The following is a 23,643-nucleotide window of genomic DNA, read 5'->3' on the forward strand; positions in this document are numbered from 1 at the left end:
TGGCGCCGGAGGAGGCGGGGCCGGTCACGGCGGTGCCGGCGGGGATGCCGGCGATGGCGGCGGCCGGCAGGGGCGGTTACGGCTTCAGCACCCCGCGGTACGGGGTGAAGCCCACCGTGATGCCCAAGACGGTGTTCGCCTGAGGCGCGCCGCGCCTCGTTAAGGTGAGCCCATGCGGACAGCACGAATCATCCACGTCATCCGGCAGATCGGGTCGCTCGTGGTCACGGCGGTGACCGCGCTGTCCACGCTCAACGCCTACCGGCCGTTGGCGCGCAGCGGATACCTCTCGCTGTTCTCGTGGATGTTCGGGCTGGTGGTCACCGAGCTGCCGCTGCAGACCTTGGTCAGCCAGCTCGGCGGCCTGGCGCTGACCGCCCGCCGCCTGACCCGGCCGGTGCGGTTCGCGGCGTGGGCGGTCGCGGGCGTGTCGGCGCTGGGCCTGCTGAACTTCAGCCGCGCCGGGCACAAGGCCAACGTGCCGCTGACCGAGGCACTGGACCGCGGCCTGGGCGCGTCGCGCCTCACCGAAGCCGGGGATCTGTGGCGCCGCCCGGCCGGCAGCGGCACCGCCAAGACGCCGGGGCTGTTGCGAATGATGCGCATCTACCGCGACTACGCGCACGACGCCAACATCAGCTACGGCGAATTCGGCAGCGCCAATTTCCTCGACATCTGGCGCCGCCCCGACCTGGACCCGACCGGCAAGGCTCCGGTGCTGTTCCAGATTCCCGGGGGCGCCTGGACGACGGGAAACAAACGCGGACAGGCACACCCGTTGATGAGCCACCTGGCGGAGTTGGGCTGGGTGTGCGTGGCGATCAACTACCGGCACAGCCCGCGCAACACCTGGCCCGACCACATCGTCGACGTCAAGCGCGCGCTCGCGTGGGTGAAGGCGCACATCGCCGAGTACGGCGGCGACCCCGAATTCATCGCCATCACGGGCGGTTCGGCCGGCGGCCACCTGTCGTCGTTGGCCGCGCTCACCCCCAACGACCCGCAGTTCCAGCCCGGCTTCGAGGACGCCGACACGCGGGTGCAGGCGGCGGTGCCGTTCTACGGCGTCTACGACTTCACCCGCTTCAACGACGCGATGCACCCGATGATGCCCGCGCTGCTCGTCAAGTCCGTTGTCAAGCAACGCCCGTCGACGAACATGCAGCCGTTCATCACCGCCTCGCCGGTGAACCACGTGTCGGCCGACGCTCCCCCGTTCTTCGTCCTGCACGGCCGCAACGACTCGCTGGTGCCCGTCGAGCAGGCGCGCGCGTTCGTCGAGCGGCTGCGGCAGGTGAGCAACCAGCCCGTCGTGTACGCCGAATTGCCGTTCACCCAGCACGCTTTCGACATCTTCGGTTCGGCGCGCGCGGTGCACAGCGCCGTCGCCGTCGAGCAATTCCTGGCCGAGGTCTACGCGACGCTCCGCCAGGCCAATGTCGCCTAGCCGCCCAGCATTTGGGTCACCACGCTGGCGATGATGGCCTCCGGGTCCCGCTCGATGCCGACCGTGCGCAGCTCGCCGCCGATCGCCAGCGACGCGACGCCGTGCACCAGCGCCCACAGCGGCGCGGCGAGTTCGCGCGGGTCGTTCCCGCCGACTAGGCCCGCCTCCTGACAGGTCGCGATCGCACCGAGCAGGTCACCGAAGGCCTGCTCGCCGGCGGCCGCCAGGTCGGGATGATCGGCCTTCGACAGCTCGGCACCGAACATGACCCGGTAGTGATCCGGGTGGGCGACGGCCCAGCGCACATACGCACGACCGAGCTCGGCCACCCGGTCCTTCGGGTCGGGCGCGGCGTCGCCGGCCGCGGCGAGTGCGGCGTGCAGGTCCCGGAAGCCCTGTTCGGCCACCGTCGCGAGCAACGCGGCCTTATCGGCGAAGTGCCGGTACGGGGCGGCGGCGCTGACCCCGGCGCGCCGCGCCGCCTCGGTCAGCGTGAAGCCCTTCGGTCCCTTCTCGGCCACCAGTGACAACGCCGCGCTGCTCAGGGCGCGTTTGAGGTCGCCGTGGTGGTAGCTGTCGCGGTGCGCCGCCGATTTCCGCTCCCGTGCCATGTTGACGACATTAACATTGCGGACTATGTTAAAGCCATTCACATCTCTGGAAGGGGACGAAATGGACCAGCAGCTCATGACCCCCCGCGCCGGCGACCGCGACCGGGAGAGGGCGGCCGACCGCCTCGGCCAGGCGCTCGCGCAGGGCTACCTGAATCTCGACGAATACGAGCAACGGACGCAGGCGGTGTTCGGCGCGCACACCACCGGCGAACTCGACCGGATCCTCGCCGACCTGCCGCTGGAACGCATCCGGCGCGCCGACCCGCGCCGCCGTGCCGCCCGCGTCGAGGCCGCCCGCCGCGGCGTGCGCCTTCACCTGGCCGCCTACCTCGTGATGACCGTCGTCGTGCTGACCGTGTGGGCGGCCGTCGCCGCCACCACCGACGCGACGTACTTCTGGCCGGTCTGGCCCATCCTCGGCGCGGGGATCGGCGTGCTCAGCCACGCGCTGGGCGTCCGCCCGGCGGCGAAAGGCTGTGTGGCGGAACGGTTTACTGCACGGTGATGGTGGCCGTGTAGGTGCACGCCGGTTTGGGGTCCTTGCCGACGAAGCTGGTGTAGGACGTGCCGATCGTCGTGGTCCCGGGCCTGAGCGCCGTGAACTTCCACACCTCCATGCCCGGCGCGCCCAGCGCGTCGGAGCTCGGCGGCACGAACTCGTGACTGATTTGCTTGAGCACCGCCGGCTCGCCGACCTTCATGTCCGGCGCCCATCGGTACGGGGTGGTGTAATTCGAGCCCAGCTTCACCACCAGCGTGTTGCCGACGGACAGGGTCATGCTCTGCTTGACCGTGTCCTTGGTCAGCACGTCGGTCATCGGCACCTGCAGCGTCTTGGTCGACGGGGGGTTCCTGGAAGCGAAGTGGCAGCCCACCAACATCGGCGAAACGAGCATGGCGACGGTCACCAAGAGCCTGATCTTCCCGACAGTCATCGAGCCCATTATGGCCTGTTGCGCGTGCGGCGTGTGGGCGGCACTTGCGGGACCGGCTCCCGGCCGGCCCGCGCGCGCCGAGCCCGTGGGCACCACCGCACTCTCGAATTTGATAGCGCCGGCGCTATCAAATTCGAGAGTCACGCCGGCACTCCCCGCACGGGGCTGAAGTGACCGATGTGACAAAGCCGGCACGCGACCACCCGATCGGCGCGCAGCGGGCGTGTCCGGCAGGATGGGCTGGTGTTTGGCCTCGTCCTGATCGTTGCGCTCGTCTCCACCGTCATCGTCGGGACGGTGCTCGGCCGGCGCTACCGCGTCGGTCCCCCGGTGTTGCTCATCGTGCTCGGCACGCTGCTGGGTCTGATCCCCAGCTTCGCCCACGTGCACATCAACGGCGAGATCGTGCTGCTGCTGTTCCTGCCCGCGATCCTCTATTGGGAGGGCCTGAACACCAGCTTCCGTGAGATCCGGGCGAACGCGCGCATCATCGTCTTCCTCAGCGTCGCCCTGGTGATCGCGACGGCGGTCGCGGTGTCGTGGACCGCGCGGGCGCTGGGCATGGACTCCCACACGGCGGCCGTGCTGGGCGCCGTCCTGTCCCCCACCGACGCCGCGGCCGTCGCCGGCCTGGCGAAGAAGTTGCCCCGCCGGTCGGTCACCGTCCTCAAGGCCGAGAGTCTCATCAACGACGGCACGGCCCTGGTCCTGTTCGCCGTCACGGTGCACGTCGCAATCGGCGGGTCCGCGATCGGCCCGACCGACCTGGTGGTCCGTTTCGTCGGCTCGTACCTGGGCGGCATCGCCGCCGGGCTACTGGTCGGCGGCGCGGTCACGCTGCTGCGCAAGCGAATCGACGCCCCGCAGGAGGAAGGCGCGCTGAGCCTGCTGACGCCGTTCGCGGCCTTCCTGCTGGCGCAGAGCATGGAGTGCAGCGGGGTCGTCGCGGTGATGGTCGCGGCCCTGGTGCTCGCCTACGCCGGGCCGGTGGTGATCCGGGCGCGATCCCGCCTGCAGGCCTACGCGTTCTGGGACAGCGCGACGTTCCTGCTGAACGGGTCGCTGTGGGTGTTCGTCGGCGTCCAGATCCCCGGGGCGCTGCGCGGCATCGCCGGTGTGGACGGCGGGATCCGGCACGCCCTGTTCATCGCGCTCGCCGTCACCGCCGTGGTGATCCTGTCGCGCATTTTCTGGGGCGAGATCACCGTGCTGCTGATCCGGCTGATCGATCGCCGGGAGGTGCAGCGCGAACGTCGCGTCGGCTGGCGTCAGCGTTTCGTCACCGCCTGGGCCGGCTTCCGGGGGGCGGTCTCGCTGGCCGCGGCGCTGGCCGTCCCGACCACCACGCTCAGCGGCGCACCCTTCCCCGACCGCAGCCTGCTCATCTTCGTCGTGGTGGTCGTCATCCTGGTGACGGTGCTGGTCCAGGGCACCACGCTGCCCGCGGTGGTGCGCTGGGCGAAGATGCCCGAGGACCTCGCCCACGCGGAGGAGTTGCAACTGGCCCGCACCCGCGGCGTTCGGGCCGCCCTCGACGCGTTGCCGACGGTCGCCGACGAAGTCGGCATCGGCGACGACCTGCGGCGCCGGCTGCAGAAGGAATACGAGGAGAAGGCCGCCCTGGCGCTGGCCACCGAGGACGGTTCGACCGGCGACCATCTGGTCAAGAAGAAGGACCTGGTGCGCCGGGTGCGGCTGGGCGTGCTGGAACAGAAGCGCCGCGAGATCACCGCGCTGCGCAACCGCAACCTCATCGACGACATCGTGCTGCGCGAGCTGCAGAACGAGATGGACCTCGAGGAAGTGCAGCTGCTGGACGCCGCCGACAACGAGTAGGGCGCGTCGGTCCTCGACCGTACAGTCGGCTCCATGTTGCAGACGGTGGCGATCCGCGGGTATCGCTCGCTGCGCGAGGTGATCCTGCCGCTAGGCCGGCTGTCGGTCGTCACCGGCGCCAACGGCGCCGGCAAGTCGTCGCTGTATCGCGCGCTGCGGCTGCTGGCCGATTGCGGCCGCGGCGAGGTGATCGCGTCGCTCGCCCGCGAGGGCGGGTTGCAGTCGGCGCTGTGGGCGGGCCCCGAGGAGCTCAAGGGCGCCCACCGCACCGGCAAGGCCGAGGGCACGGTGCGCACCCGGCCGGTGTCCCTCGAAATGGGTTTTGCCTCAGATGATTTCGGCTACCTCGTCGACCTGGGCATGCCGCAGATGGCGGGGATCAAGTCCGCCTTCGGGCGCGATCCCGAGATCAAGCGGGAGGCGCTGTTCGCGGGGCCGGTGCTGCGGGCCAGCGCGACGCTGGTGCGCCGCACGCGCGAGTTCGCCGAGGTGAGCGCGGACTCGGGGCGCGGGTTCGACGAGTTGTCCCGCTCGTTGCCGCCGTATCGCAGCGTGCTGGCCGAGTACGCCCACCCGCACGCGCTGCCCGAACTCGCCGCCGTGCGCGAGCGGCTGCGCGGGTGGCGGTTCTACGACGGCTTCCGCGTCGACGCCGGGGCGCCGGCGCGGCATCCGCAGGTGGGCACGCGCACCCCGGTGCTCTCCGACGACGGGAGCGACCTGGCCGCCGCCATCCAGACGATCATCGAGGCGGGTTTCGACGACCTGAGCCGCGCCGTCGCCGACGCGTTCGACGGCGCCACGGTGTCGGTCGCCGAGCACGACGGGATCTTCGACCTGCAGCTGCACCAACGCGGCATGCTGCGGCCGCTGCGCTCCGCCGAATTGTCCGACGGCACAATCAGATTCCTGCTGTGGGCCGCCGCGCTGTCCAGCCCGCGGGCGCCGTCGCTGATGGTGCTCAACGAGCCGGAGACCTCGCTGCATCCCGACCTCGTGCGCCCGCTCGCGGGGCTGATCCGCACCGCCGCCGCACGGACGCAGGTGCTGGTGGTCACCCATTCGCGCGCGCTGCTCGAATTCCTCGACACCGTGCCGGTCGCCGAGGCCGAAGGAACGGACCGAGCCGTCGAGATCGAGCTCTACAAGGAGTGGGGCGAGACGCGCGTCGCCGGTCAGGGGCTGCTGAGCACGCCACCGTGGGACTGGGGCCGGCGCTAGTTTCCGTTGAGTGTGCGCCCACGGCGGGCCCGCTCGGCGTGTCGCCGCCCTGGACGCACCCGCGAAGCCAGGAAGGCACACTCAACACTTCTTGCCCGATAGGCAATCTTGCCCACCGGGCAATTTTTGCCTAGGGTGGCGCCCATGACCGAACAGCCGCGCGGGCTGCGCGAGCGCAAGAAGACCGACACCCGGCGCGCGCTCAGCGACGCGGCGCTCAACCTCGCCTTCGAGCGCGGACTGGACAACGTGACGCGCGAGGACATTGCCGATCTGGCCGGTGTCTCGTTGCGCACCTTCAACAACTACTTCGGCGGCAAGTACGAGGCCCTCGCCTACCGGCAGACCGAGCGGATGCGCCGCAGCATCGCCGCGTTACGGCAGCGCCCGGCCGACGAGCCGCTGTGGACGTCGATCACACACGTCGTGCTCGAACCGCTGGAGGCCGACTTCGGCGAGGCGCACGGGGAGGAAAACCTGGTGCCGACGCGCCAGGAACTCGTCGAGGTGCGCAAGATGCTGCTGAACCCACAGGTGCGAAACGCATTGCCGAAGCGGGTATTCGACGAATGGCTGGCCGTGATTGCCGAGCGCACCGGCACCGATCCCGAGCACGACCTGTACCCGCGACTGGTGGTGGCGGTCGTGCGCGCGGTCGGCGACGCCGCGGCGGAGGCCTACGTGCGCGCAGACCCGCCGGTCGCCATCACCGACCTGATTCGCGCCGGCTTCGCCGCCGTCAGCGCGGGCCTGCCCGAACCCACCAAGCGTAAGGAGAAAACCCGTGGCTGACGAACACGCCGACATCGTCGTCTCCGGCGCCGGCCCCAACGGGCTCATGCTGGCCTGCGAGCTCGCGCTCGCAGGCATCCGTCCGGTCGTGCTCGACGGGTTGCCCGGGCCGAGCGACGAGCCGAAGGCGAATGGCCTTGTCGGCCAGGTGGTTCGGACGCTCGACATGCGGGGCCTCTACCAGGCGTTCACCGGCGACGACCAGCCGCCCCAACCCAGCCCCGGCTGGATGTTCTCAGCCATGCCGCTGGACTTCTCCGGCGTACCCGACAACCCGATGTATGCGATGCTCATCCCTCAACCCAAGCTGGTACGGCTGCTGGAGAAGCGGGCCCGCGATCTCGGGGTAGACCTTCGCTGGGGCCACGAACTCACCGGCATCCGGCCGGGTGCGGAATCCGTTGCGCTGGCGGTATCTTCGCCGCAAAGCGGATACGGCATCGCCGCGCGCTACCTGGTTGGCGCCGACGGCGGACACAGCCTGGTCCGCAAATCACTGGGAATCGACTTTCCCGGCAGCACCTCTGCGACGGTCGGCCGGCTCGCCCACGTGCACATCCCCGAGCGGCTCCGCCGACCCGACGGCGTCATCGACATCCCCGGGTTCGGTCCGCTTCCCTTCGGCCACAGCCGATTCGACAGCGGCGGATTGATCTTCGCCGAATTCGAGCCCGGCAGGGCGTTGCTGGGCACCGTCGAATTTGCGCCCTTCGTCGACGACGAGCCGATGAGCCTGGCCGAACTGCGCGAAAGTGTCCGGCGGGTGCTCGGTACCGACTTCCCCTTCGAGGAGCCGAAAGGCGCCGGGCCGCATGCCCTGCGCCGCATCAACGGCTGGAATACGCGGCACGCGTCGCGCTACCGCGACGGCCGTGCCCTGCTGCTCGGCGATGCCGCCCACGTCCACAGCGCCATGGGCGGCCCCGGCCTCAACCTCGGTCTGCAAGACGCCATGAACCTGGGCTGGAAGCTCGCCGCTGAGATCAACGGGTGGGCGCCCACCGGACTGCTCGACACCTACGAATCCGAACGGCATCCCGTCGGCGAGCGCGTGATGATGCACTCGCAGGCCCAGACGGCGCTCATGTTTCCCGGCCCCGAGGTCGCCGCGCTCCGCACGCTGCTGGGCGAATTCTTCACCCTGCCCGGCGTCGCCGAGCACATGGCCGCGCTGCTGGCCGGAACCGACGTGCGCTATGACGTCGGCGACGACCATCCGTTGTCGGGTTGGTCCGTGCCCGAGCTGACCCTCGCGGACGGCCGGCGGGTCACCGAGCTGCTGCACGGCGCGCGTCCGGTGCTGCTCGACTTCGACGGCGGCGCCGGGGCCACGGCGTCGGGCTGGGCCGATCGGGTCGACGTCGTGACCGCGACGCTCGACGACCGCCCCGCCGCGGCGCTGCTGATCCGGCCCGACGGCTATGTCGCCTGGGCGGCCGGCGAATTCGGGCCGGTCGCACAGGCCGGTTTGCGTGCGGCGCTGCGGCGCTGGTTCGGACGGGAGTCCAGCGGTTAAGGGGCGCGGGCCCGACGCCGCCCATCGGGTGTGCGCCCACGGCGGGCCCGCTCGGCGTGTCGCCGCCCTGGACGCACCCGCAAAGCCAAGAACGCACGCCAGGTCCTATCGCGGCACGGGACATCCAGTGCTTGGCTGGGCACATGGCCCGCACCGACCCCACTGAGCCCGTGCGCAGCGCACAGCGGATCGTCGACGTCCTGTCCGCGCAGGGCGTGCAGTACGCCTTCACCGCCACCCTGCGCCGGGCGCTGGCCGAGGAGGGACCGTCCCTGATCGACGTGCCCGTGGACTACAGCCGCAACACCGACCTGGCCGCACAGCTGCACGACGACCCCTTCGAATAGCATGGACGCACATTCAGGCGCCTACGAGCGCTTCCGGCATTGGGCCGCAACGCTTCTCACCCACCAACACGAGGCCGAGGTTTACCAGTTCTCGACGATCAGCGCCCTGCTCGAGGGCGTGTACGACGGGGACGTCACCGTCGCCGAGATCCTGCGCCACGGCGACTTCGGGCTGGGCACCTTCAACCACCTCGACGGCGAGATGGTGATTCTCGACGGCGTCTGCTACCGATTGCGCGCGGACGGCACCTCGAGCCGGGCCGCGCCCGACGACCGCAGCCCCTTCGCGGCGGTGACCCGGTTTCACAGCGACTTCGAGATCGCGATCCGGGCGCGCACCGCCCGCGCGGAGGTGACCGCCGCGATCGACCGCCAAATCAAAAGCGCCAACCTGATTTACGCGATCCGGATCACCGGGCATTTCGCCGAATTGCACACCCGCACCGTGATGGCGCAAAAGCCGCCCTACCCGCCCCTGACCCGGGCCACCGAAGAGCAGGCCGAGACCGTCTTCACCGACGTGTCCGGCACGGTCGTCGGGTTCCGCACCCCCGACTTCGAGCAGGGCATCTCGGTCGCCGGGTATCATCTGCACTTCCTCAACGAGGACCGCACCGGCGGCGGTCACGTCCTCGATTTCACCCTCGAGCGCGGAGACGTCGCGGTCAGCGGGGCTTCGCAGTTGCATCTGAGCCTGCCCACCTCCGGGGACTTCCTCGGCGCCCAGTTGTCCGGCGCCGACATCGCCGAGCGGATCGACAAAGCCGAAGGCTCCGACCAGACATAGCCGGTTCGCCGGAATTCATGGACTGTTCAGGCCCGCGTCAAGCGCACATTGTTGAGTGCACACGCGCGCCGCGTGTCCTCACGTTATGCGCGTTGTACAGGTCGCCAATTTCTACGGCCCTCGCTCCGGCGGCCTTCGCACCGCGGTGGACCGACTGGGCGCCGAATACTGCGCCAGCGGGCACGAGGTGTTCCTGATCGTTCCCGGCCAGCGGGCCGAGCGCAGCCTCCTGCGTACCGGCGTGGTGCGAATCACGCTGCCCGCGCGGCTGATTCCCCTCACCGGCGGCTACCGCGCGGTGATGCCCGGACCGGTCAAGACGCTGCTGGAGGCGCTGCGGCCCGACGCGTTGGAGGTGTCGGACCGGCTCACGCTGCGGTCACTGGGCCGGTGGGGCCGCGACCACGGCGCGACGACGGTGATGATCTCCCACGAGCGGTTGGATCGGCTTGTCGGGCAACTACTTCCACACCGGGCCGCCGTCAAGTTCGCCGATTTGGCCAACGCGCGCACCGCCGCCGATTACGACACGGTGGTGTGCACCACCGGTTTCGCGCGCGAGGAGTTCGACCGCATCGGCGCGACCAACACTGTCACCGTTCCGCTGGGGGTCGACCTGCAGACCTTTCACCCGCGCCGGCACTCTTACCTGGTGCGTCGACGCTGGGCCACACCCAGCCAGCTGCTGCTGGTCCACTGCGGCCGGCTGTCGGTGGAAAAGCGCGTCGACCGCAGCATCGACGCGGTCGGCGAGTTGCGCCACGCCGGGATCGACGCGCGGCTCGTCGTCGTCGGCGAGGGTCCGTTGCGCGCCCGGCTGGAGCGGCAGGCCGCCCGGTTACCGGTCGACTTCACCGGATTCGTCTCCGACCGGCACACGGTGGCCGGCCTGCTGGCCACGGCCGACGTGTCGCTGGCGCCCGGGCCGCACGAAACGTTCGGATTGGCCGCGCTGGAGTCGCTCGCCTGCGGGACGCCCGCGGTGGTGTCGCGCACGTCGGCGCTGAGCGAGATCATCACCGCCGACAGCGGCGCCCTGGCGGACAACCATCCGGCCGCCATCGCGCGGGCGGTCGGCGCCGTCACCCGTCGTCCCGAGCACTACCGTCGCGTCTCCGCGCGGCGCCGCGCCGAGAACTTCACCTGGCACCGGGCCGCGACGGGCATGCTGGCGTCGTTGGGAGCGCCGGCGCTGGACGACCCGGGCGCCGATTCCGAACAAACCGCGTAACGCCTGCGCGTTTCCCGGTTATCTAACGGAGGCCGGTCTCACGGTCCCCAAATGAGCAGGTCTTCCATCCCGTTGTTCATCGTCACCGTGGTCGGCGCCGGGCCGGTGACGTCGAAGTGGATTTTGCCGGTCGCCTGCGCACCGTCAGGAATGGTCGCGCCGCTGATGTTCGTCGGGCTCGCGACATACCAAAGAACCCGGTACGCGGCCGCATTCGGGGCGATGGCGTTGAACTGCGAAATCGCGGGAGTGACAGTGCCCCGGATCGACCTGACGGTCGCCGTGGCCTCCCACAGCTTGCCGGTCGGCGTGTAACCGGGGGTCACGTCGTTGCTGGGCTGGAGGTTGCTGACCGTCCACGCCAGGACAACCTGGCCGACGCTGTCGGTCATCGTCAGCTCGCTGCCCAGTTTGCCGACGACCGGATAAGTGGCCGATGCGGTCGGTGCGGTGATGCCAGCCATTGCAGTGGCGAGGGTTGCTAGCGCGGCCACCATCAATTTTGTGATCTTCACTGGTGTTTCTCCCTACTCGCTTGTGCAACGAATTATTCGTCGCCAATCGACTCTGGAGACTTGATCGTGTCCACCGCGGCCCCTTTCCCAATAGAGCCATTTGACCTCAACCTTCTTGGAAGTCACGTCGGCCAATTAGTCGGCGCATTATTTGCGGGCCCTGAATCGGGGAGAGCTATTGTCAGGACAATCCGCGACGGTCGTTATCGCTGCGGTAATGACAGCGGCGGATGGCTGACGCTTCGACCACGCAGCCGGACCAGGCCTTCCACGCCCACCGCACCGAGCAGGAAGCCGCCAAGGACCCACAGCTGGCCGGGCATCTTCGTCGCGGTGTATGTCGTCATCGCACCGAGGGCGCCCAGGCAGCAGGCCGCGCCGAGGACCGCCAGCAGTTTGGTTGTCCGGCGGACCCTAAACCGCAGCACGGCGAGGTTGACGGCGGCGAAGATCAGCAGAAATCCGGCCGACCCCATCAGGCTGATGCCCTCGATGTGCACAGCGTTGACCACCGCCAAAGTCCCGGCCGTCGTGGAGAGCAGCCGCCGATCGGGCGATCCCATACGGGCTTGGCCAGGCCGGGCGGCAGTTCGCCGTTGCGTGCCATCAGGTAGGTGAACTTCCCCGTGCCGTAGAGGGTTGCGTTGATTGCGCTCGCGGTGGAGATCACCGCGGCGATGCCGATCAGAATGAAACCGGCCGACCCGAGAAACGGGCGCGCCGCGGCGGCCAGCGCGTAGTCGCGGTCGCGGTCGATCTGCACGACACTGAGATTCCCGACCGCGACGAAAGCCACCAGGACGTACAGGAGGATCACCACCCCGATCGAAATCAGGTACGCCCGCGGCAGACTGCGCGGCGGATCGATCGCGTCCTCGGCCGCGTTGGCGATCAGCTCGAAGCCCTCGTATCCCAAAAAGATCAGCGCACCCGCGTAGACGATGACACCAATCGACGGGTAGTGGGCCGGCGAAACCCGGTCGCCGTGTACAAAGGCCAGCCCGGCGACGCAAAAGAGCAGCAGGATCGCGAGCTTGCCGTAAACCAGGATGGCTTCGGCGCGCCCGACGATGCGCGCGCCGGCGAGATTCAGCGCCATGAAGGCCAGCACGACGCCGCTGGCGAGGACGCGGCGCCAAGGACCATTGGGATCGGCGCCCAGCAACGCGGCGCCATAGCTCCCAAACGCGACGGCGTAGAGACCCAGCATCACAAAGTAACTGAGCCACAGCAGCACATTCAATGGCCCGCCGATGGCGGTACCGAAGCACTTGTCCAGGAAGAACGCGGTCCCGCCGCGGCTGCGGATGCGGACGGACAGCAACGCATACGACCGCCCGGTGAGCGCCGCGATCACCCCACCGGCGACGAACGAAAGATAGGCGCCGGCGCCGGCGATCTGCACGGTCAGGCCCAGAACCGAGAAAATCCCACCGCCGACCATGCCACCGATACCGATGGCCACCAGCTGTGCGGTCCCGAGTTGACCGGACGGGCGATGCGCGCTTACCTCACCGTGCATTTCGGGCGGCATCCGTCAACGATATGGCGGTCGCTGCCGAAACCGGCGAAGGCCACGGCACCGCGCCGCGGTCAATGCTTGTCCGGATCGTCGGCCACCGCGCCGCGCTCGGGCTTCCACCCGACGTACGTCAGGTACACGCCGGCGGACGCGAGACAGGCGAACATCACCCATATCGCAATGGACATGCCCGAGCTGTAGATGGCGTCACCGGCCGCGTCGTAGGCGCGCGGAAGGGTCAACAGCAGCACGCCGCGTATCGCGAAGAACCAGCCCACCGCCGATACGATCATCGCCGCGAGGCTTCGCCAATACTGGTGGAAGGCGATGATGAAGAGGCCGCCCATCAAGAGGATGGCCCCATACAGCCAGGGCCACATGGGATTTGCCTTGAACTCGGTGAACAGCGTCTGCATGTAGGAGCCGCGCACGGCGACCGTGATCGGCACGATGGTGAGGTACGGGCCCAGCACGCGGGCGAAGTTGCGGGTGCGGGTGTGCGATTGCTCGGGGGTGTTCATGGCCGGTGCTTCCTCAAAAGTCGGAGGCCGCCCAGGATCCGGGCGGGTAAGGGGGCACGACGCCGGCGAATGCGCCATCGGTGAGCCGGCACAGCGTGTCGGAAATCGTTCCGGCGTTGGCCAATACCTTCGGGTCGCTGCCGGGCACGACTCGCGCGACCACCGCCTGCCAGAAGTAACCGACACCGCCGTGCTCGTACCACACGAACCAGTCGGCGTCGCGATTGCCGGCCCGGATCAGCCGGCGGAACGGCAGTGTCGGATCGCTGACCGAGTCGGTCGCGTTGAAGGGCGCGCCGATGTCGGCGACGGGCGGAAGCAGCTTGACGAGCTCGGGTGGCAGCTGGGACACGTGCCGCACCTCCCGGACGGGAGTCGTCAGCGCGCACTGGGTGTTTGGCGTCGCCTCGGCGGGGACGGCCGTCAGCACGGCCGACGCGACCGCGAGGGCCGCGGTGAATGTGTAGCTGATGCGCGCCACGACCCACTCCGATCCGCCCTATCGCCCATCAAGACGCTACGCCTTCGTTTGCTGATGGGGAACGCCGCTAGGCTCTGTGCAGACGATCAGGGAGGCGAATCGGTGGGAGCCCGAGACCAGGTGTTGGTCACCGTCGCGGAGTTGGCTGCGTTGCTCGAGGCCGGTGAGGCGGTCAGCATCCTCGACGTCCGTTGGCGGCTCGACGAACCGGACGGGCGACCGGCCTACCTGGCCGGGCACCTGCCGGGCGCGGTGTATGTGTCCCTCGAGGAGGAACTCAGCGATCACTCGGTCGCCGGACGCGGCCGCCACCCGCTGCCGTCGGGGACCGACCTGCGGGCCGCCGCGCGCCGCTGGGGCATCCGGCAGGACTCGCCGGTGGTCGTCTACGACGACTGGAACCGCGCCGGTTCGGCTCGGGCGTGGTGGGTGTTGACGGCGGCCGGCCTGCCGAACGTGCGCATCCTGGACGGTGGCCTGGCCGCCTGGCGGTCGGACGGCGGTCGGCTCGAAACCGGCGAGGTGACCCCGCGGCCCGGGAATGTCACTGTGCCGCATGATGATCTGTACGCCGGGGGCCGTCCCACCCTGACGGCCGAGCAGGCCGGCGCGGCCGGCGTGACATTGCTCGATGCGCGGGCGCCCGAACGCTTCCGCGGCGAGGTCGAACCGATCGACCCGGCGGCCGGGCACATCCCCGGCGCCACCAACCTGCCGAGCACCGCCATCCTGACGCCCGACGGCACGTTCGCCGGCGCCGGTGCGCTCAACCGGCTGCTGGCCGACCGCGGGATCGACCACGACGGCGCCGTGGCCGCCTACTGCGGTTCCGGCGTGACCGCCAGCGTCACGGTCGCGGCGCTGGCGGCGGTGGGCCGGGAGGTGGCGCTGTTTCCGGGATCGTGGTCCGAGTGGTGCTCGGATCCGGGCCGCGCGGTCGCCCGCGGCCCCGAGTAGCGATCAGGCGCCGGCCCAGTTCCGCAGGAAGGCGGCGGTCACCCGGGCGGCGTTGACCGCCGCGATCCGTTTGTAGCAGAAGAACTGAAAGGGAAAGCCCGGCAGGCGAAGCGGGTCGCCCGGCCCGTCCGTGATGCCGCGGATGCCGAGGAACGGGATGCCGTACTCGTCGGCCACAGCCTGGGCCGCCGCGGTCTCCATGTCCGTCGCGTCGAAGGCCGGGTCCGAGCTCGAGACGATCTTCAGGTTGCTGATCAGGGCGCTTCGCAGCCAGCGGCCCCCCGCTTGCCGGAAGTTGCCGGTGTACCGGCGGGACCAATCCGGCGCGGTGCGGGGCTGGCAGCCGAAAACGTCGCCGCCATTGGGGATGCACGGAAACGCCACACCGTTGTTGTTGTCCCAACTGCAGCCGTCGCCGCCGACGACGACCCGCGGTCGGCGCCGCAGATCGATCCGCCGCACGACGCTTTCCAGTGCGACCGAAAGCTTTCCGGCCTCGCCGAGCATGTCGGGGTCGACCGGGCGAAACGTCCTGCCGTGGTCCAGCGTCCACCGGGCCGGCACCGCCACGTCCGCGATGCGGGTGCGCCCCGCCCCACCGGCGACCCCCGAAAACACCACGGCGCCAATGCCGAAGCGGGCCAGGGCGACCACGGTGGTGTCGGTGGCGTTGACCAGACCGATGCCGGTCATCGCGACGATCACCTTCTTGCCGGCGATCGCCCCCAGGTAGAAGTGGCGGCCGCCGGCGATCACCACCGGATCGGGATCGAGCGCGGTGTGCGAGAGCACCGCGTCGGCTTCGCCCGGGAACGCGGACAGCACCAGGGTGCGCCGTTCGCGCCGACCCGCCTCGCCCACCGCCCCAGTAAACGCCACGCCGACCCCGTCGGGCGCCCTTCGGTCCAGGTTTGCTGATTCCGGTCCGGCACGGCGGGGCCAGCGGCTAGTCTCAGCGGCGTTGCAGCCAAACCCGGGGGCGCGGCCGACCGAGGAGCACGCTCATGCTGGAAGTGATCGAACGAAAGCCGCAGCGCGAATCCCGCAAGCCTCCGGTGCTATTCGTGCACGGGGCGTGGCATGGCGCTTGGTGCTGGGACGAGCATTTCCTCGACTTCTTCGCCGATCGGGGCCACCTGGCGGTGGCGCTGAGCCTGCGCGGGCACGGCAAGAGCCCGGCGCCCAGGTCGATGCGACTCTGCTCGATCGCGGACTTCGTTACCGACGTCGCCGCGGTCGCCGACGGCCCGCCCGAACGACCCATCGTCGTCGGACACTCCATGGGCGGCTTCGTGGTACAGAAGTTTTTGGAGTCGCACGACGCCGCGGCCGCCGTGCTGCTCGCCTCGGCACCCGCGAGCGGAATCCTGGGATTCCTGGCGCGCAGATTCAGACGGCACCCGTGGTACACCGCCACCGGCCTGGCCGTGGCCAAGTCGTTGCGCGGTGTCGGCGGCACACCGGAATTGGCGCGCGAGACGTTCTTCGCGCGGTCTGCCGCCGACGCCGACGTCGCGCGCTATACCGCGGAACTCGGCGAAGAGTACGCGCTGCGGATCGCGATCGACATGCTCTGGCACGACCTGCCCCAACCCCACCGCGTCACCACCCCCCTGTTGGTGTTGGGGGCCGAAGACGACGTGTGCTTCACCACACGGGAAGTCCGGGCCACGGCGGCCGCCTACGGCACCGAAGCCGAAATCTTCCCTAAGATGAGCCACGACATGATGCTCGACCCCGGATGGCGCGCCGTTGCCGAACGAATCCACGCCTGGATCGAAATATGCGTTCCGGCAAGTTGACCGCGCGATGACGGGCCGGCTCGCCGGCAAGGTCGCGATCATCACCGGCGCGAGCACCGGCCTGGGACCGGTGCTGGGCGCGCTGTTCGTGTCCGAAGGCGCCAGGGTGTTGCTGGCGGCGCGGCGCGAAGAGCTGGTTCGCGAGGCCGCGCGGGCGGCCGGACCCGGTGCCGTCGCGATGCGCGCGGACGTGACCGACGAGGGCGACGTCGCCGCCATGGTGGCGCGCGCCGTCACCGAATTCGGCCACGTCGACATCTTGTGCAACAACGCCGCCGCGCCGGGACAGGACCGCTGGATCTGGGAGCAGACGCTGGAGAACTGGAACGCCACGATCGCGATCGACGTCACCGCGGCGATGCTGTGCACGCGGGAGGTGCTCAACCAGTCGATGCTGGCGCGCCGGCGCGGCGTCATCCTCAACTTCTCCTCCACGGCAGGCTATTCCGGCGTCGTCCGCAAGAGCCACTACGTCACCGCCAAGGCCTCCCTTCGGGCGTTCACCAAGGCCGTGGCGCTCGAGGTCGGCCCCCACGGCATCCGGTGCAACTGCATCGTGCCCGGCGCCATCGACACCGAGCTGTGGCGTCGATGGGTCCAGCGCACCGCCGACGAACAGGGGGTCGACTTCACCACCCAGCGCGCCAAGGCCCTCAAAGGCACGGCGCTGCAAGACATTTCCACACCCGACGACGTCGCCAACCTGGCATTGTTCCTGGCCAGCGACGAGAGCCGGACCATCACCGGCCAATCGATCCCTGTCGACGCCGGGGGGTACATGCAGGGATGAGCGGCGTTCGACTCTCGGTGGCGACACCCGTGGTGACCATGTTCCCCAGGGCCAGCGGCGCCTGGGAAAAAGACGCCTCCATCGAGGACCTGGCCCACATCGCCGAAGCCGCGGACCGACTCGGCTATCACCACCTGACGTGCAGCGAACACGTCGCGCTGCCCGCCGCCGAGGCGCAGCGCCGCGGCACCCGCTATTGGGATCCGCTGGCCACCTTCGGCTACCTGGCCGCGCGCACCCGACGAATCCGGTTGGCCACCAACGTGCTGGTGCTGGGCTACCACCATCCGCTCGAGATCGCCAAGCGCTACGGCACGTTGGACAGGGTCAGCAACGGCAGGCTCGTCCTGGGGGTCGGCGTCGGCAGCCTCGAGGAGGAGTTCGACCTCCTCGGCGCGCCCTTCGCCGACCGCGGCCCGCGAGCAGACGACGCCCTCGAAGCGTTGCGCGCCTCGCTGTCCGTGCCCGAACCCGCCTACCACGGCGCGTTCTATTCGTTCGACGGCATGGTCGTCGACCCGTGCGCGGTGCAAGCCCGGGTGCCCATCTGGGTCGGCGGGCGCACCCTGCGGTCGCTGCGCCGCGCCGCGACGCTCGGCGACGGTTGGGCGCCCTTCGCCGTCGGCCTGGAGCAGGCGCGAGATTGGTTGCGCCGCTTCGAGCTTCGGCCGGGTTTCGAGGTCGTGCTGCCGCCGCCGGCACCGTTGGACCCGATCGACGAGCCGGAGCGCACCCGCGATGCCGTCGGCGAGGCCGCCGCGCACGGCGCCACCATCGTGCCCGCCGTCTTCCGGCACACCTCGCTGACGCATTACCTGGACAACCTGCAGGCGCTCGCCGAACTGCACTCCCCGGGGGGTGAGGCGTGATACGCGTCAGGGCGGGCATCTTCAGCCTCACCGCCGCCGCGCCGGACGACGACGGCAGCTACCTGCGCTGGCACCTGCTCGATCACATGCCCGAGCAGTACCAGCTGCCCGGAATCGTGCACGGCCTGCGCTGGATCGCCGACGGCGACTACCCCCGGCACCGCCTGGCGGCCGACGGCCCGCTGGGCGAGCTGGGCAACGCGGTGCACTACCTGGTCGGCGCGCCCGTCGAGGACACCTTCGACGACTTCGTCGCGCTCGGCCGCGCGTTGCGCGAGAACGGCCGGTTCCCCGTCGTCCGCCCGTCGCTGCAAGTGGCGGGCCTGCGCTTGCTGCAATGGCGGTCGTCGCCGCGAGCGCTTGTTTCCGCCGAGGTGGTGCCGTTCCGGCCGCACCGCGGCGTCGTGCTGATCGTCGAAGAACCCACCGACGGGCGACGCCCGGACGAGTGGCTGCAATGGCTGCACGCCGAACACCATCCGCGCCTGCTCGCCGTGCCGGGCACCGCCGGCGCGTGGACGTTCGGTTCCAGCGCCGGCTGGAGCCACCTGCCGCGGGGCTGGCGAACGGATCGCCAATACATCACCGTCGTCTACCTTGACGACGACCCGCTGACCACCACCGACGCGCTGGCCCCCGTCATCGAGGAACGGTGGCGGTCGGGCGCGGTGCGCCCGCAATTTGCCGGTCCCCTGCGCAGCATGGTGAATTGGGAAGCCTGGCGGTAAACCGTGCGGTCGGCTCGCCGCCAGAGAGATGAGACCTTCCCGAAACGAATGGCACCTATAGTCCTCGCGGGCAAAGGAGGTGAGATGACGAACCCGTGCATCCTCGGGGCCGCCGGGATCGTGTTGGTGGCCGGTCTGGCCGGGTGTTCCGGCAAGGGCGGCCAGCCGGCGTCCACCACGAGTTCAACCCCGGTTTCCGTGACCACCACCGTCATGATCGACGGGAACAAGCACACCATGACCGCGCGGGTCGACTGCACCAGTTCGGCAGCGCAACCGAACGCGTCGCCGCCGGAGTCGGGCGACCTGACCACCCGCATCCGCGTGCAGGACGACACGGCGTCGGTGTCGCTGGCGCTTTCGGACGAAAAGCCGCCGATGGTCGACGGATTCGCGATCTCGCTCACGCTGCCGGCCGGGCAGTACCAACTCCCCTATCAGGCGACCAAGTCGGCAACCCAGGTGCTGGCGACCAAAGAGGACAAGAGCTACACCGTGACCGGGACCGGCCAGGCGACCACCCCGGGCCAAAGCGGCACGCGGCCTGTGACTTTCGGGGTGCACGTCACCTGTCCGTGAGTCGGTAGCCCGGGGTATTGACTTGACCGCCACAGTTCTACAGGGTTGCGGGCGGGGGCACGCACCGTAAACCGCAGGGAGTGGGTCATGAAGCTGGCCATGGTGACCGGCGCCGGCAAGGCCGAGGTCGTCGACGCCGACCGCCCTCAGGCGGGCCCGCGGGACGTGCTCGTCCGGATGCGCGCCTGCGGCATCTGCGGTTCGGACGCGTTCTACATCGCCATCGGCGGCATCCCGCCTCGTCAGGGCCGCATGCCGCTCGGGCACGAACCGGCCGGGGAAGTCGTCGAAGTCGGCTCGGGGGTCTCCGGTCTCGCGGTCGGTGACCACGTGGTGATCAACCCCATGGCCGCCGCGAGCGGGATCATCGGAAACGGCGGGGCCGGCGGGGCGCTCGGTGACTACCTGCTCGTCGAGAACGCCGTCCGCGGCACCAGCCTGGAGGTCATCCCCGACCACATCCCCTGGGAGGTCGCCGCGCTCAACGAGCCGATGGCCGTCGCGCGCCACGGCGTCAACCGCTGCAAACCCGAACCGTCGGACAAGGTCGTGGTGTTCGGCGCCGGCCCGATCGGGCTGGGCGCCACGCTGGCCTTCAAATCCGTTGGGGTCAGCCATGTCGTGGTCGCCGACCTCGTCCCGTCGCGCCTGGAAAAGGCGCTGCGCATCGGCGCCGACGCCGTCATCAATTCCGCCGAGGAGGACGTCGTCCGCCGCCTGATCGAGCTGCACGGCGAGGGGCAATCGGTGTTCCCCGGCAAGGCGGGCACCGACATCTACCTCGACGCCGCGGGCGCGCCCGCCGTCGTGAACACCGCGCTGGCGGCCGCCAAGAAGGGCGCCACCCTGGCGATCGTCGGGGTGCACAAGGAACCGGTTCCCGTCGAATTCGTCAACGTGATGAGCAACGAGATCAGCATCGTCGGCTGCATGGGTTACCCCGACGAAATCTTCGAGGTCACCGACGATCTCGTCGCGCAGTGGCAGAAGTATGCGCTCATCGTCAGCCACACCATCCCCTTCGAAAATCTCGGGGAAGCCCTCGAGCTGGCCGGCACCCCCGGCGCCGCCGACAAGGTCGTGGTCACCTTCCGGTAGGCGCGTGGTTGTCTCCCGCCATCGCCTCTGCGATGCTGGCAGCTTGGACATCTTCGCGGAGTGGCAAAGCGGCGGCACGAAACTGCGTTGGCGGTCGACAACCGCCGCCAACGACTCGCACGAAGTCGCGGTATTCAGTCGCCGTTGCGGCACACCGGGCGCGCCCGCCCTGGTGCTGGTGCACGGCTTCCCCACGTCGAGCATCGACTATTTCGCGCTGGCAGGCGACCTGGCCTCCGAGTTCGACATCTACCTGCTGGACTTCCCGGGCTACGGGTTGTCCGACAAACCGCCTGAGCCGTACGTGTATTCGCTCTACGACGACGCACGTCTGCTCGTCTACGCCATCACCCAGGTGTGGAATCTGACCGACTACCGCATGCTCACCCACGACCGCGGCAGCAGCGTCGGCATGATCGCGCTGGAGATGCTGGCGGCCCTGGACCCGCCGGCCGTACCGATCGACCTCTTCGTGACGAACGCCAACATCTACCTGCCGCTGTCCAACCTCACCGCGTTTCAGACCGCGCTGCTCGACCCGGCGACCGCGCGCGCGACGGCGGCGGCGGTGACGCCGGAGATGCTGGCGGCCGGTCTGGGAGCGAGCACCTTCATGCCCAGGCGGACGCCGGACGACCCGGAGATCGCCGCGTTGGCGAAGTGCTTCGCCCACAACGACGGGATCCGGGTCCTGCCGGACACCATCCAATACCTGCACGAGCGCGCCGCGGACGAAACGGGTTGGCTGGAGGCGCTTTCCAAGAGCCCGGTCGACACCACCGTGGTGTGGGGGCTGCACGACGGCATCGCGCCGCTGCGGGTCCCCAACCATGTCTGGCAGGCGTATCTGAAGACCAAACCCGGGTGCAACCGCTACTGGGTGGTGCCCGGCGCCGACCACTACCTGCAATGCGACGCCCCCGGGCAGCTCGCCCAGATCGTCCGCCTCACGGCCCAGGGCGGCGATATCCCGCTGCAGACGCTCGGCAACCAGCCCGACGGCGCGGTATTGGTGGACCAAAGCGGGTCCTAGCCTTCGCCCAGCCTTTCGAGCGTCACGCTAGCGTGGCACTCGACCGCCCACGCCACGCTGGCGTGACACTCGGGGAGAGTTGCGGCGCTCAGCGTCCAGCGCTGGGCGCGCGGCGCACGACTACCGCTCAGCCCGTGACGACGGGCAGGCGCGCCCATCCGCGCACGCTCGCGGTGTGCGCCCGTTGGGCGTTGGCGTAGTCGACTTCCCAGTCGGGCCAGCGTTTGAGGACCTCTTCGAGGGCGACCCGGCCCTCCATCCGGGCCAGCGCCGAGCCGAGGCAGAAGTGCAGGCCCTGCCCGAAGCTCAGGTGGCCCCCCTGGCGGTGGATGTCGTAGCGGTCCGGATCGTCGAAGTGACGATCGTCGCGGTTGGCGGACCCGTTGAGCAGCAACATGTACGAGCCCTCGGGCACCACCCGGCCGTAGAGTTCGGCGTCGCGGGCCACGTACCGCGCCTGCACCGGTGACGGCGGCTCGTAGCGCAGCGTCTCCTCGACCGCCCCGGGGATCAGCGACGGGTCGGCGACGAGTTCGCGGCGTTGATCCGGATGATCCGCCAGCAGCTGGCCCATGAAGCCGATCAGCCGGGCGGTGGTCTCGTTCCCCGCGCCGGCGATCATGGCCGTGTAGGCCAGCACCTCGGTACGCGACAAGCGCCGCCGCGTGCCGTCGGGTTCGTCGATCTCGGCCCGCAGCAGGTCGGTCATCAGGTCGTCCGACGGGTGATCCGCCCGCCACTCGATGTACTCGGCGAACACCACGATGCTGTCCTCGAAGAGCTTCGCGTTCACCGCGGCGGGGTCGCGCGCCTCGGACAACTCGATGTACGCCCCGCCGCGGTCGCGGATCGAGGCCTGATCCTCTTCGGGAATGCCCAACAGGTATCCGATGGTCCGCATCGGCATCATCGCCCCGAGGTCGGCGATGAAATCGAAACCGCCCGAACCGACCAACGGGTCCAGCTCCCGAACGCAGAATCCGCGCACCAGGTCCTCCACGGCCAGCATGCGCCGCGGCGTGAACACCCGCGACAGCAGGCGGCGGTGCAGGTCGTGCAGCGGCGGATCCTCGAACAACAGAATGCCCGGCGGCACTTCGATATTGGCGAACAGGATGTCGGCCGTGGTCCCGCGACCGGATCGGTACGTCTGCCAGTTCGGCAGTTCACGCGCCACGTCCTCGTACCGGCTCAGCGCGTAGAAATTGTATTTCTCGTTGTAGTACAGCGGCGCTTCGTCGCGCATCCGCTTCCACACCGGGTAGGGGTCGTCGTCGATGTCCGAATCGAACGGGTCGTAGTACAAGTCGACCGCGCTGGTGCCCGGCATGGTCAGTCCCTTCGCTCTCAGTCGTTTCGATGCAGGAAGCCGTGCAGGACGGCCTGGGTGAGTTCCTCGACGATGACCGCTCGCGCGGGCGGCCTGCCCCCGAAATAGGTGGAGCGCAGCGCGGCCATCCCGGCGATCATCGCCACCGTCGAGTGGGCGGGCAGGTCCGGATGTTCGGAGTGCAGACCCCGCAGGTGCATGCCCTCGGCGCTGATCCGGCCGAGCGTCCTGATCGCTCGCCTGATCTCCGCGATGCCGGCGTCGGCCTTCTCCTCCTCGCTCAACGCCTCGGACGCCATCAGCGTCAACAGCAGGCCCTGATGTTCGACGAACACGTCGTAGAGCTGCCCGACGAAGTGTCGCGCCAGCTCCTGCTCGTCGGTCTCCTCGGGGATCACCGACTGCCAGGTGCGGCCGAACTCGTCGACGAAATCGGTGAAGGGCAAGACCAGCGCCTCGCGGAACAGCGCCGCCTTCGAGCCGAAGTGGCGGAACAACAGGTGCTCGGTAACGCCCGCGGCCTGGGCGATTTCCCGCGTCGTCGTGCTGCGATAGTCCTGCCGCGCGAAGCGGGCCCGCGCCGCGTCGAGCAGCAGTCCGCGCGGGGCGCCGCGGGGCCGGCGCGACGCAGCGGCCGGTGTGGCGCGCTTCGGCTGTGGCCGCTGGGGCACGGTTGAGCTCCCATCCGGATG

At 69.5% G+C, this 23,643-nt stretch carries 28 protein-coding genes; 18 read left to right on the top strand and 10 right to left on the bottom strand.

Going from position 1 to position 23,643, the window contains the following annotated elements; translation table 11 throughout:
* Together HMPREF0591_RS31325 and HMPREF0591_RS22575 are read left to right on the top strand one after the other, a co-directional pair.
* On the top strand, positions 1-143 hold a 143-nt coding region (locus tag HMPREF0591_RS31325; protein ID WP_007170995.1), incomplete at its 5' end, for a PPE family protein, SVP subgroup.
* Positions 144-172: 29 nt separating this feature from the next.
* Positions 173-1,447: an alpha/beta hydrolase gene (locus tag HMPREF0591_RS22575; protein WP_007170996.1), complete on the top strand. Its 1,275-nt coding sequence runs from the start codon at positions 173-175 to the stop codon at positions 1,445-1,447.
* On the opposite strand, the gene HMPREF0591_RS22580 is transcribed toward HMPREF0591_RS22575, so the two are convergent.
* Complete coding sequence (locus HMPREF0591_RS22580) at positions 1,444-2,058, bottom strand: TetR/AcrR family transcriptional regulator (RefSeq protein ID WP_007170997.1); 615 nt, start codon at positions 2,056-2,058, stop codon at positions 1,444-1,446. The genes HMPREF0591_RS22575 and HMPREF0591_RS22580 overlap by 4 nt on opposite strands.
* Before the next feature lie 61 nt (positions 2,059-2,119).
* Between HMPREF0591_RS22580 and HMPREF0591_RS22585 the strand changes: the two genes are divergently transcribed.
* Entirely contained in the window at positions 2,120-2,566 is a 447-nt protein-coding gene (locus HMPREF0591_RS22585; protein ID WP_007170998.1) for a DUF1707 domain-containing protein, read from the top strand.
* Here the strand turns inward: HMPREF0591_RS22585 and HMPREF0591_RS22590 are convergent.
* The gene (locus HMPREF0591_RS22590) at positions 2,553-3,005 is read right to left on the bottom strand and encodes a protease inhibitor I42 family protein (protein WP_007170999.1); all 453 of its coding nucleotides are present in this window, start codon (positions 3,003-3,005) and stop codon (positions 2,553-2,555) included. The genes HMPREF0591_RS22585 and HMPREF0591_RS22590 overlap by 14 nt on opposite strands.
* Before the next feature lie 234 nt (positions 3,006-3,239).
* Between HMPREF0591_RS22590 and HMPREF0591_RS22595 the strand changes: the two genes are divergently transcribed.
* The 7 genes from HMPREF0591_RS22595 (at position 3,240) to HMPREF0591_RS22625 (ending at position 10,726) form a co-directional block, all read left to right on the top strand.
* Complete coding sequence (locus HMPREF0591_RS22595) at positions 3,240-4,832, top strand: Na+/H+ antiporter (protein WP_007171000.1); 1,593 nt, start codon at positions 3,240-3,242, stop codon at positions 4,830-4,832.
* 33 nt (positions 4,833-4,865) lie between these two features.
* Entirely contained in the window at positions 4,866-6,053 is a 1,188-nt protein-coding gene (locus HMPREF0591_RS22600) for an AAA family ATPase (protein ID WP_007171001.1), read from the top strand.
* Between the two features lie 144 nt (positions 6,054-6,197).
* Positions 6,198-6,845: a TetR/AcrR family transcriptional regulator gene (locus HMPREF0591_RS22605; protein WP_007171002.1), complete on the top strand. Its 648-nt coding sequence runs from the start codon at positions 6,198-6,200 to the stop codon at positions 6,843-6,845.
* Positions 6,838-8,361 carry an FAD-dependent monooxygenase gene (locus HMPREF0591_RS22610; RefSeq protein ID WP_007171003.1) on the top strand — a complete coding sequence of 508 codons (1,524 nt, stop codon included), beginning with the start codon at positions 6,838-6,840 and terminating at the stop codon, positions 8,359-8,361. The genes HMPREF0591_RS22605 and HMPREF0591_RS22610 overlap by 8 nt, the downstream gene beginning before the upstream one ends.
* Positions 8,362-8,504: 143 nt before the next feature.
* Positions 8,505-8,708: a hypothetical protein gene (locus HMPREF0591_RS22615; RefSeq protein WP_007171004.1), complete on the top strand. Its 204-nt coding sequence runs from the start codon at positions 8,505-8,507 to the stop codon at positions 8,706-8,708.
* 1 nt (position 8,709) lies between these two features.
* On the top strand, positions 8,710-9,495 hold the full coding sequence (gene budA, locus HMPREF0591_RS22620; protein WP_007171005.1) for an acetolactate decarboxylase: 786 nt from the start codon (positions 8,710-8,712) through the stop codon (positions 9,493-9,495).
* Between the two features lie 85 nt (positions 9,496-9,580).
* Positions 9,581-10,726 carry a glycosyltransferase gene (locus HMPREF0591_RS22625; protein ID WP_007171006.1) on the top strand — a complete coding sequence of 382 codons (1,146 nt, stop codon included), beginning with the start codon at positions 9,581-9,583 and terminating at the stop codon, positions 10,724-10,726.
* Positions 10,727-10,764: 38 nt separating this feature from the next.
* Here HMPREF0591_RS22625 and HMPREF0591_RS22630 read toward each other — a convergent pair whose 3' ends face one another.
* The 5 genes from HMPREF0591_RS22630 to HMPREF0591_RS22645 all read right to left on the bottom strand — a co-directional run bounded on the left by HMPREF0591_RS22630 (position 10,765) and on the right by HMPREF0591_RS22645 (position 13,765).
* Complete coding sequence (locus HMPREF0591_RS22630; protein ID WP_007171007.1) at positions 10,765-11,241, bottom strand: MPT63 family protein; 477 nt, start codon at positions 11,239-11,241, stop codon at positions 10,765-10,767.
* 203 nt (positions 11,242-11,444) lie between these two features.
* A complete protein-coding gene (locus tag HMPREF0591_RS34095; RefSeq protein WP_244269073.1) occupies positions 11,445-11,753 on the bottom strand; it encodes a hypothetical protein in 309 nt (102 codons plus the stop codon).
* Positions 11,717-12,775, bottom strand: a complete 1,059-nt coding sequence (locus tag HMPREF0591_RS22635) for an APC family permease (RefSeq protein WP_007171009.1) — start codon at positions 12,773-12,775, stop codon at positions 11,717-11,719. Before HMPREF0591_RS22635 ends, HMPREF0591_RS34095 begins: the two co-directional genes overlap by 37 nt.
* Before the next feature lie 59 nt (positions 12,776-12,834).
* Positions 12,835-13,284, bottom strand: a complete 450-nt coding sequence (locus HMPREF0591_RS22640; protein ID WP_007171010.1) for a hypothetical protein — start codon at positions 13,282-13,284, stop codon at positions 12,835-12,837.
* 13 nt (positions 13,285-13,297) lie between these two features.
* Positions 13,298-13,765: a hypothetical protein gene (locus HMPREF0591_RS22645; protein WP_007171011.1), complete on the bottom strand. Its 468-nt coding sequence runs from the start codon at positions 13,763-13,765 to the stop codon at positions 13,298-13,300.
* Positions 13,766-13,867: 102 nt separating this feature from the next.
* Here HMPREF0591_RS22645 and HMPREF0591_RS22650 point away from each other — a divergent pair, with 102 nt between their 5' ends.
* The gene (locus HMPREF0591_RS22650) at positions 13,868-14,722 is read left to right on the top strand and encodes a sulfurtransferase (protein WP_040623646.1); all 855 of its coding nucleotides are present in this window, start codon (positions 13,868-13,870) and stop codon (positions 14,720-14,722) included.
* Positions 14,723-14,725: 3 nt separating this feature from the next.
* Here the strand turns inward: HMPREF0591_RS22650 and HMPREF0591_RS31330 are convergent, their stop codons facing one another.
* Entirely contained in the window at positions 14,726-15,583 is an 858-nt protein-coding gene (locus tag HMPREF0591_RS31330) for a 5'-methylthioadenosine/S-adenosylhomocysteine nucleosidase family protein (RefSeq protein ID WP_083212401.1), read from the bottom strand.
* A 143-nt stretch (positions 15,584-15,726) separates the two neighbouring features.
* Between HMPREF0591_RS31330 and HMPREF0591_RS22665 the strand changes: the two genes are divergently transcribed.
* The 7 genes from HMPREF0591_RS22665 to HMPREF0591_RS22695 all read left to right on the top strand — a co-directional run bounded on the left by HMPREF0591_RS22665 (position 15,727) and on the right by HMPREF0591_RS22695 (position 21,621).
* Entirely contained in the window at positions 15,727-16,524 is a 798-nt protein-coding gene (locus HMPREF0591_RS22665; RefSeq protein ID WP_007171014.1) for an alpha/beta hydrolase, read from the top strand.
* Between the two features lie 7 nt (positions 16,525-16,531).
* Positions 16,532-17,314 (top strand): SDR family NAD(P)-dependent oxidoreductase, encoded by a 783-nt coding sequence (locus HMPREF0591_RS22670; protein ID WP_007171015.1) that lies wholly within the window; start codon positions 16,532-16,534, stop codon positions 17,312-17,314.
* A complete protein-coding gene (locus HMPREF0591_RS22675) occupies positions 17,311-18,183 on the top strand; it encodes a TIGR03619 family F420-dependent LLM class oxidoreductase (protein ID WP_007171016.1) in 873 nt (290 codons plus the stop codon). Before HMPREF0591_RS22670 ends, HMPREF0591_RS22675 begins: the two co-directional genes overlap by 4 nt.
* Positions 18,183-18,911: a hypothetical protein gene (locus HMPREF0591_RS22680; RefSeq protein WP_040623747.1), complete on the top strand. Its 729-nt coding sequence runs from the start codon at positions 18,183-18,185 to the stop codon at positions 18,909-18,911. Before HMPREF0591_RS22675 ends, HMPREF0591_RS22680 begins: the two co-directional genes overlap by 1 nt.
* 84 nt (positions 18,912-18,995) lie before the next feature.
* Positions 18,996-19,490 (top strand): lipoprotein LpqH, encoded by a 495-nt coding sequence (locus HMPREF0591_RS22685; RefSeq protein ID WP_007171018.1) that lies wholly within the window; start codon positions 18,996-18,998, stop codon positions 19,488-19,490.
* Positions 19,491-19,577: 87 nt separating this feature from the next.
* A complete protein-coding gene (locus tag HMPREF0591_RS22690) occupies positions 19,578-20,588 on the top strand; it encodes a zinc-dependent alcohol dehydrogenase (protein WP_007171019.1) in 1,011 nt (336 codons plus the stop codon).
* Positions 20,589-20,631: 43 nt separating this feature from the next.
* Positions 20,632-21,621, top strand: a complete 990-nt coding sequence (locus HMPREF0591_RS22695; RefSeq protein WP_007171020.1) for an alpha/beta fold hydrolase — start codon at positions 20,632-20,634, stop codon at positions 21,619-21,621.
* A gap of 127 nt (positions 21,622-21,748) precedes the next feature.
* On the opposite strand, the gene HMPREF0591_RS22700 is transcribed toward HMPREF0591_RS22695, so the two are convergent.
* Together HMPREF0591_RS22700 and HMPREF0591_RS22705 are read right to left on the bottom strand one after the other, a co-directional pair.
* Positions 21,749-22,951 carry a cytochrome P450 gene (locus tag HMPREF0591_RS22700; RefSeq protein ID WP_007171021.1) on the bottom strand — a complete coding sequence of 401 codons (1,203 nt, stop codon included), beginning with the start codon at positions 22,949-22,951 and terminating at the stop codon, positions 21,749-21,751.
* Between the two features lie 17 nt (positions 22,952-22,968).
* On the bottom strand, positions 22,969-23,622 hold the full coding sequence (locus HMPREF0591_RS22705) for a TetR/AcrR family transcriptional regulator (protein WP_007171022.1): 654 nt from the start codon (positions 23,620-23,622) through the stop codon (positions 22,969-22,971).
* Between the last annotated feature and the right edge of the window lie 21 nt (positions 23,623-23,643).

It is taken from the genome of Mycobacterium parascrofulaceum ATCC BAA-614 (assembly GCF_000164135.1).
Lineage (GTDB): Bacteria > Actinomycetota > Actinomycetes > Mycobacteriales > Mycobacteriaceae > Mycobacterium > Mycobacterium parascrofulaceum.

What these genes read in the sequence shown, in the direction of transcription:
- HMPREF0591_RS22575 (WP_007170996.1), top strand. Translation starts at nt 173, where the DNA reads ATGCGGACAGCACGAATCATCCACGTCATCCGGCAGATCGGGTCGCTC.
- HMPREF0591_RS22580 (WP_007170997.1), bottom strand. Translation starts at nt 2,058, where the DNA reads ATGGCACGGGAGCGGAAATCGGCGGCGCACCGCGACAGCTACCACCAC.
- HMPREF0591_RS22585 (WP_007170998.1), top strand. Translation starts at nt 2,120, where the DNA reads ATGGACCAGCAGCTCATGACCCCCCGCGCCGGCGACCGCGACCGGGAG.
- HMPREF0591_RS22590 (WP_007170999.1), bottom strand. Translation starts at nt 3,005, where the DNA reads ATGGGCTCGATGACTGTCGGGAAGATCAGGCTCTTGGTGACCGTCGCC.
- HMPREF0591_RS22600 (WP_007171001.1), top strand. Translation starts at nt 4,866, where the DNA reads ATGTTGCAGACGGTGGCGATCCGCGGGTATCGCTCGCTGCGCGAGGTG.
- HMPREF0591_RS22605 (WP_007171002.1), top strand. Translation starts at nt 6,198, where the DNA reads ATGACCGAACAGCCGCGCGGGCTGCGCGAGCGCAAGAAGACCGACACC.
- HMPREF0591_RS22615 (WP_007171004.1), top strand. Translation starts at nt 8,505, where the DNA reads ATGGCCCGCACCGACCCCACTGAGCCCGTGCGCAGCGCACAGCGGATC.
- budA (WP_007171005.1), top strand. Translation starts at nt 8,710, where the DNA reads ATGGACGCACATTCAGGCGCCTACGAGCGCTTCCGGCATTGGGCCGCA.
- HMPREF0591_RS22625 (WP_007171006.1), top strand. Translation starts at nt 9,581, where the DNA reads ATGCGCGTTGTACAGGTCGCCAATTTCTACGGCCCTCGCTCCGGCGGC.
- HMPREF0591_RS22635 (WP_007171009.1), bottom strand. Translation starts at nt 12,775, where the DNA reads ATGCCGCCCGAAATGCACGGTGAGGTAAGCGCGCATCGCCCGTCCGGT.
- HMPREF0591_RS22640 (WP_007171010.1), bottom strand. Translation starts at nt 13,284, where the DNA reads ATGAACACCCCCGAGCAATCGCACACCCGCACCCGCAACTTCGCCCGC.
- HMPREF0591_RS22665 (WP_007171014.1), top strand. Translation starts at nt 15,727, where the DNA reads ATGCTGGAAGTGATCGAACGAAAGCCGCAGCGCGAATCCCGCAAGCCT.
- HMPREF0591_RS22670 (WP_007171015.1), top strand. Translation starts at nt 16,532, where the DNA reads ATGACGGGCCGGCTCGCCGGCAAGGTCGCGATCATCACCGGCGCGAGC.
- HMPREF0591_RS22675 (WP_007171016.1), top strand. Translation starts at nt 17,311, where the DNA reads ATGAGCGGCGTTCGACTCTCGGTGGCGACACCCGTGGTGACCATGTTC.
- HMPREF0591_RS22685 (WP_007171018.1), top strand. Translation starts at nt 18,996, where the DNA reads ATGACGAACCCGTGCATCCTCGGGGCCGCCGGGATCGTGTTGGTGGCC.
- HMPREF0591_RS22690 (WP_007171019.1), top strand. Translation starts at nt 19,578, where the DNA reads ATGAAGCTGGCCATGGTGACCGGCGCCGGCAAGGCCGAGGTCGTCGAC.
- HMPREF0591_RS22700 (WP_007171021.1), bottom strand. Translation starts at nt 22,951, where the DNA reads ATGCCGGGCACCAGCGCGGTCGACTTGTACTACGACCCGTTCGATTCG.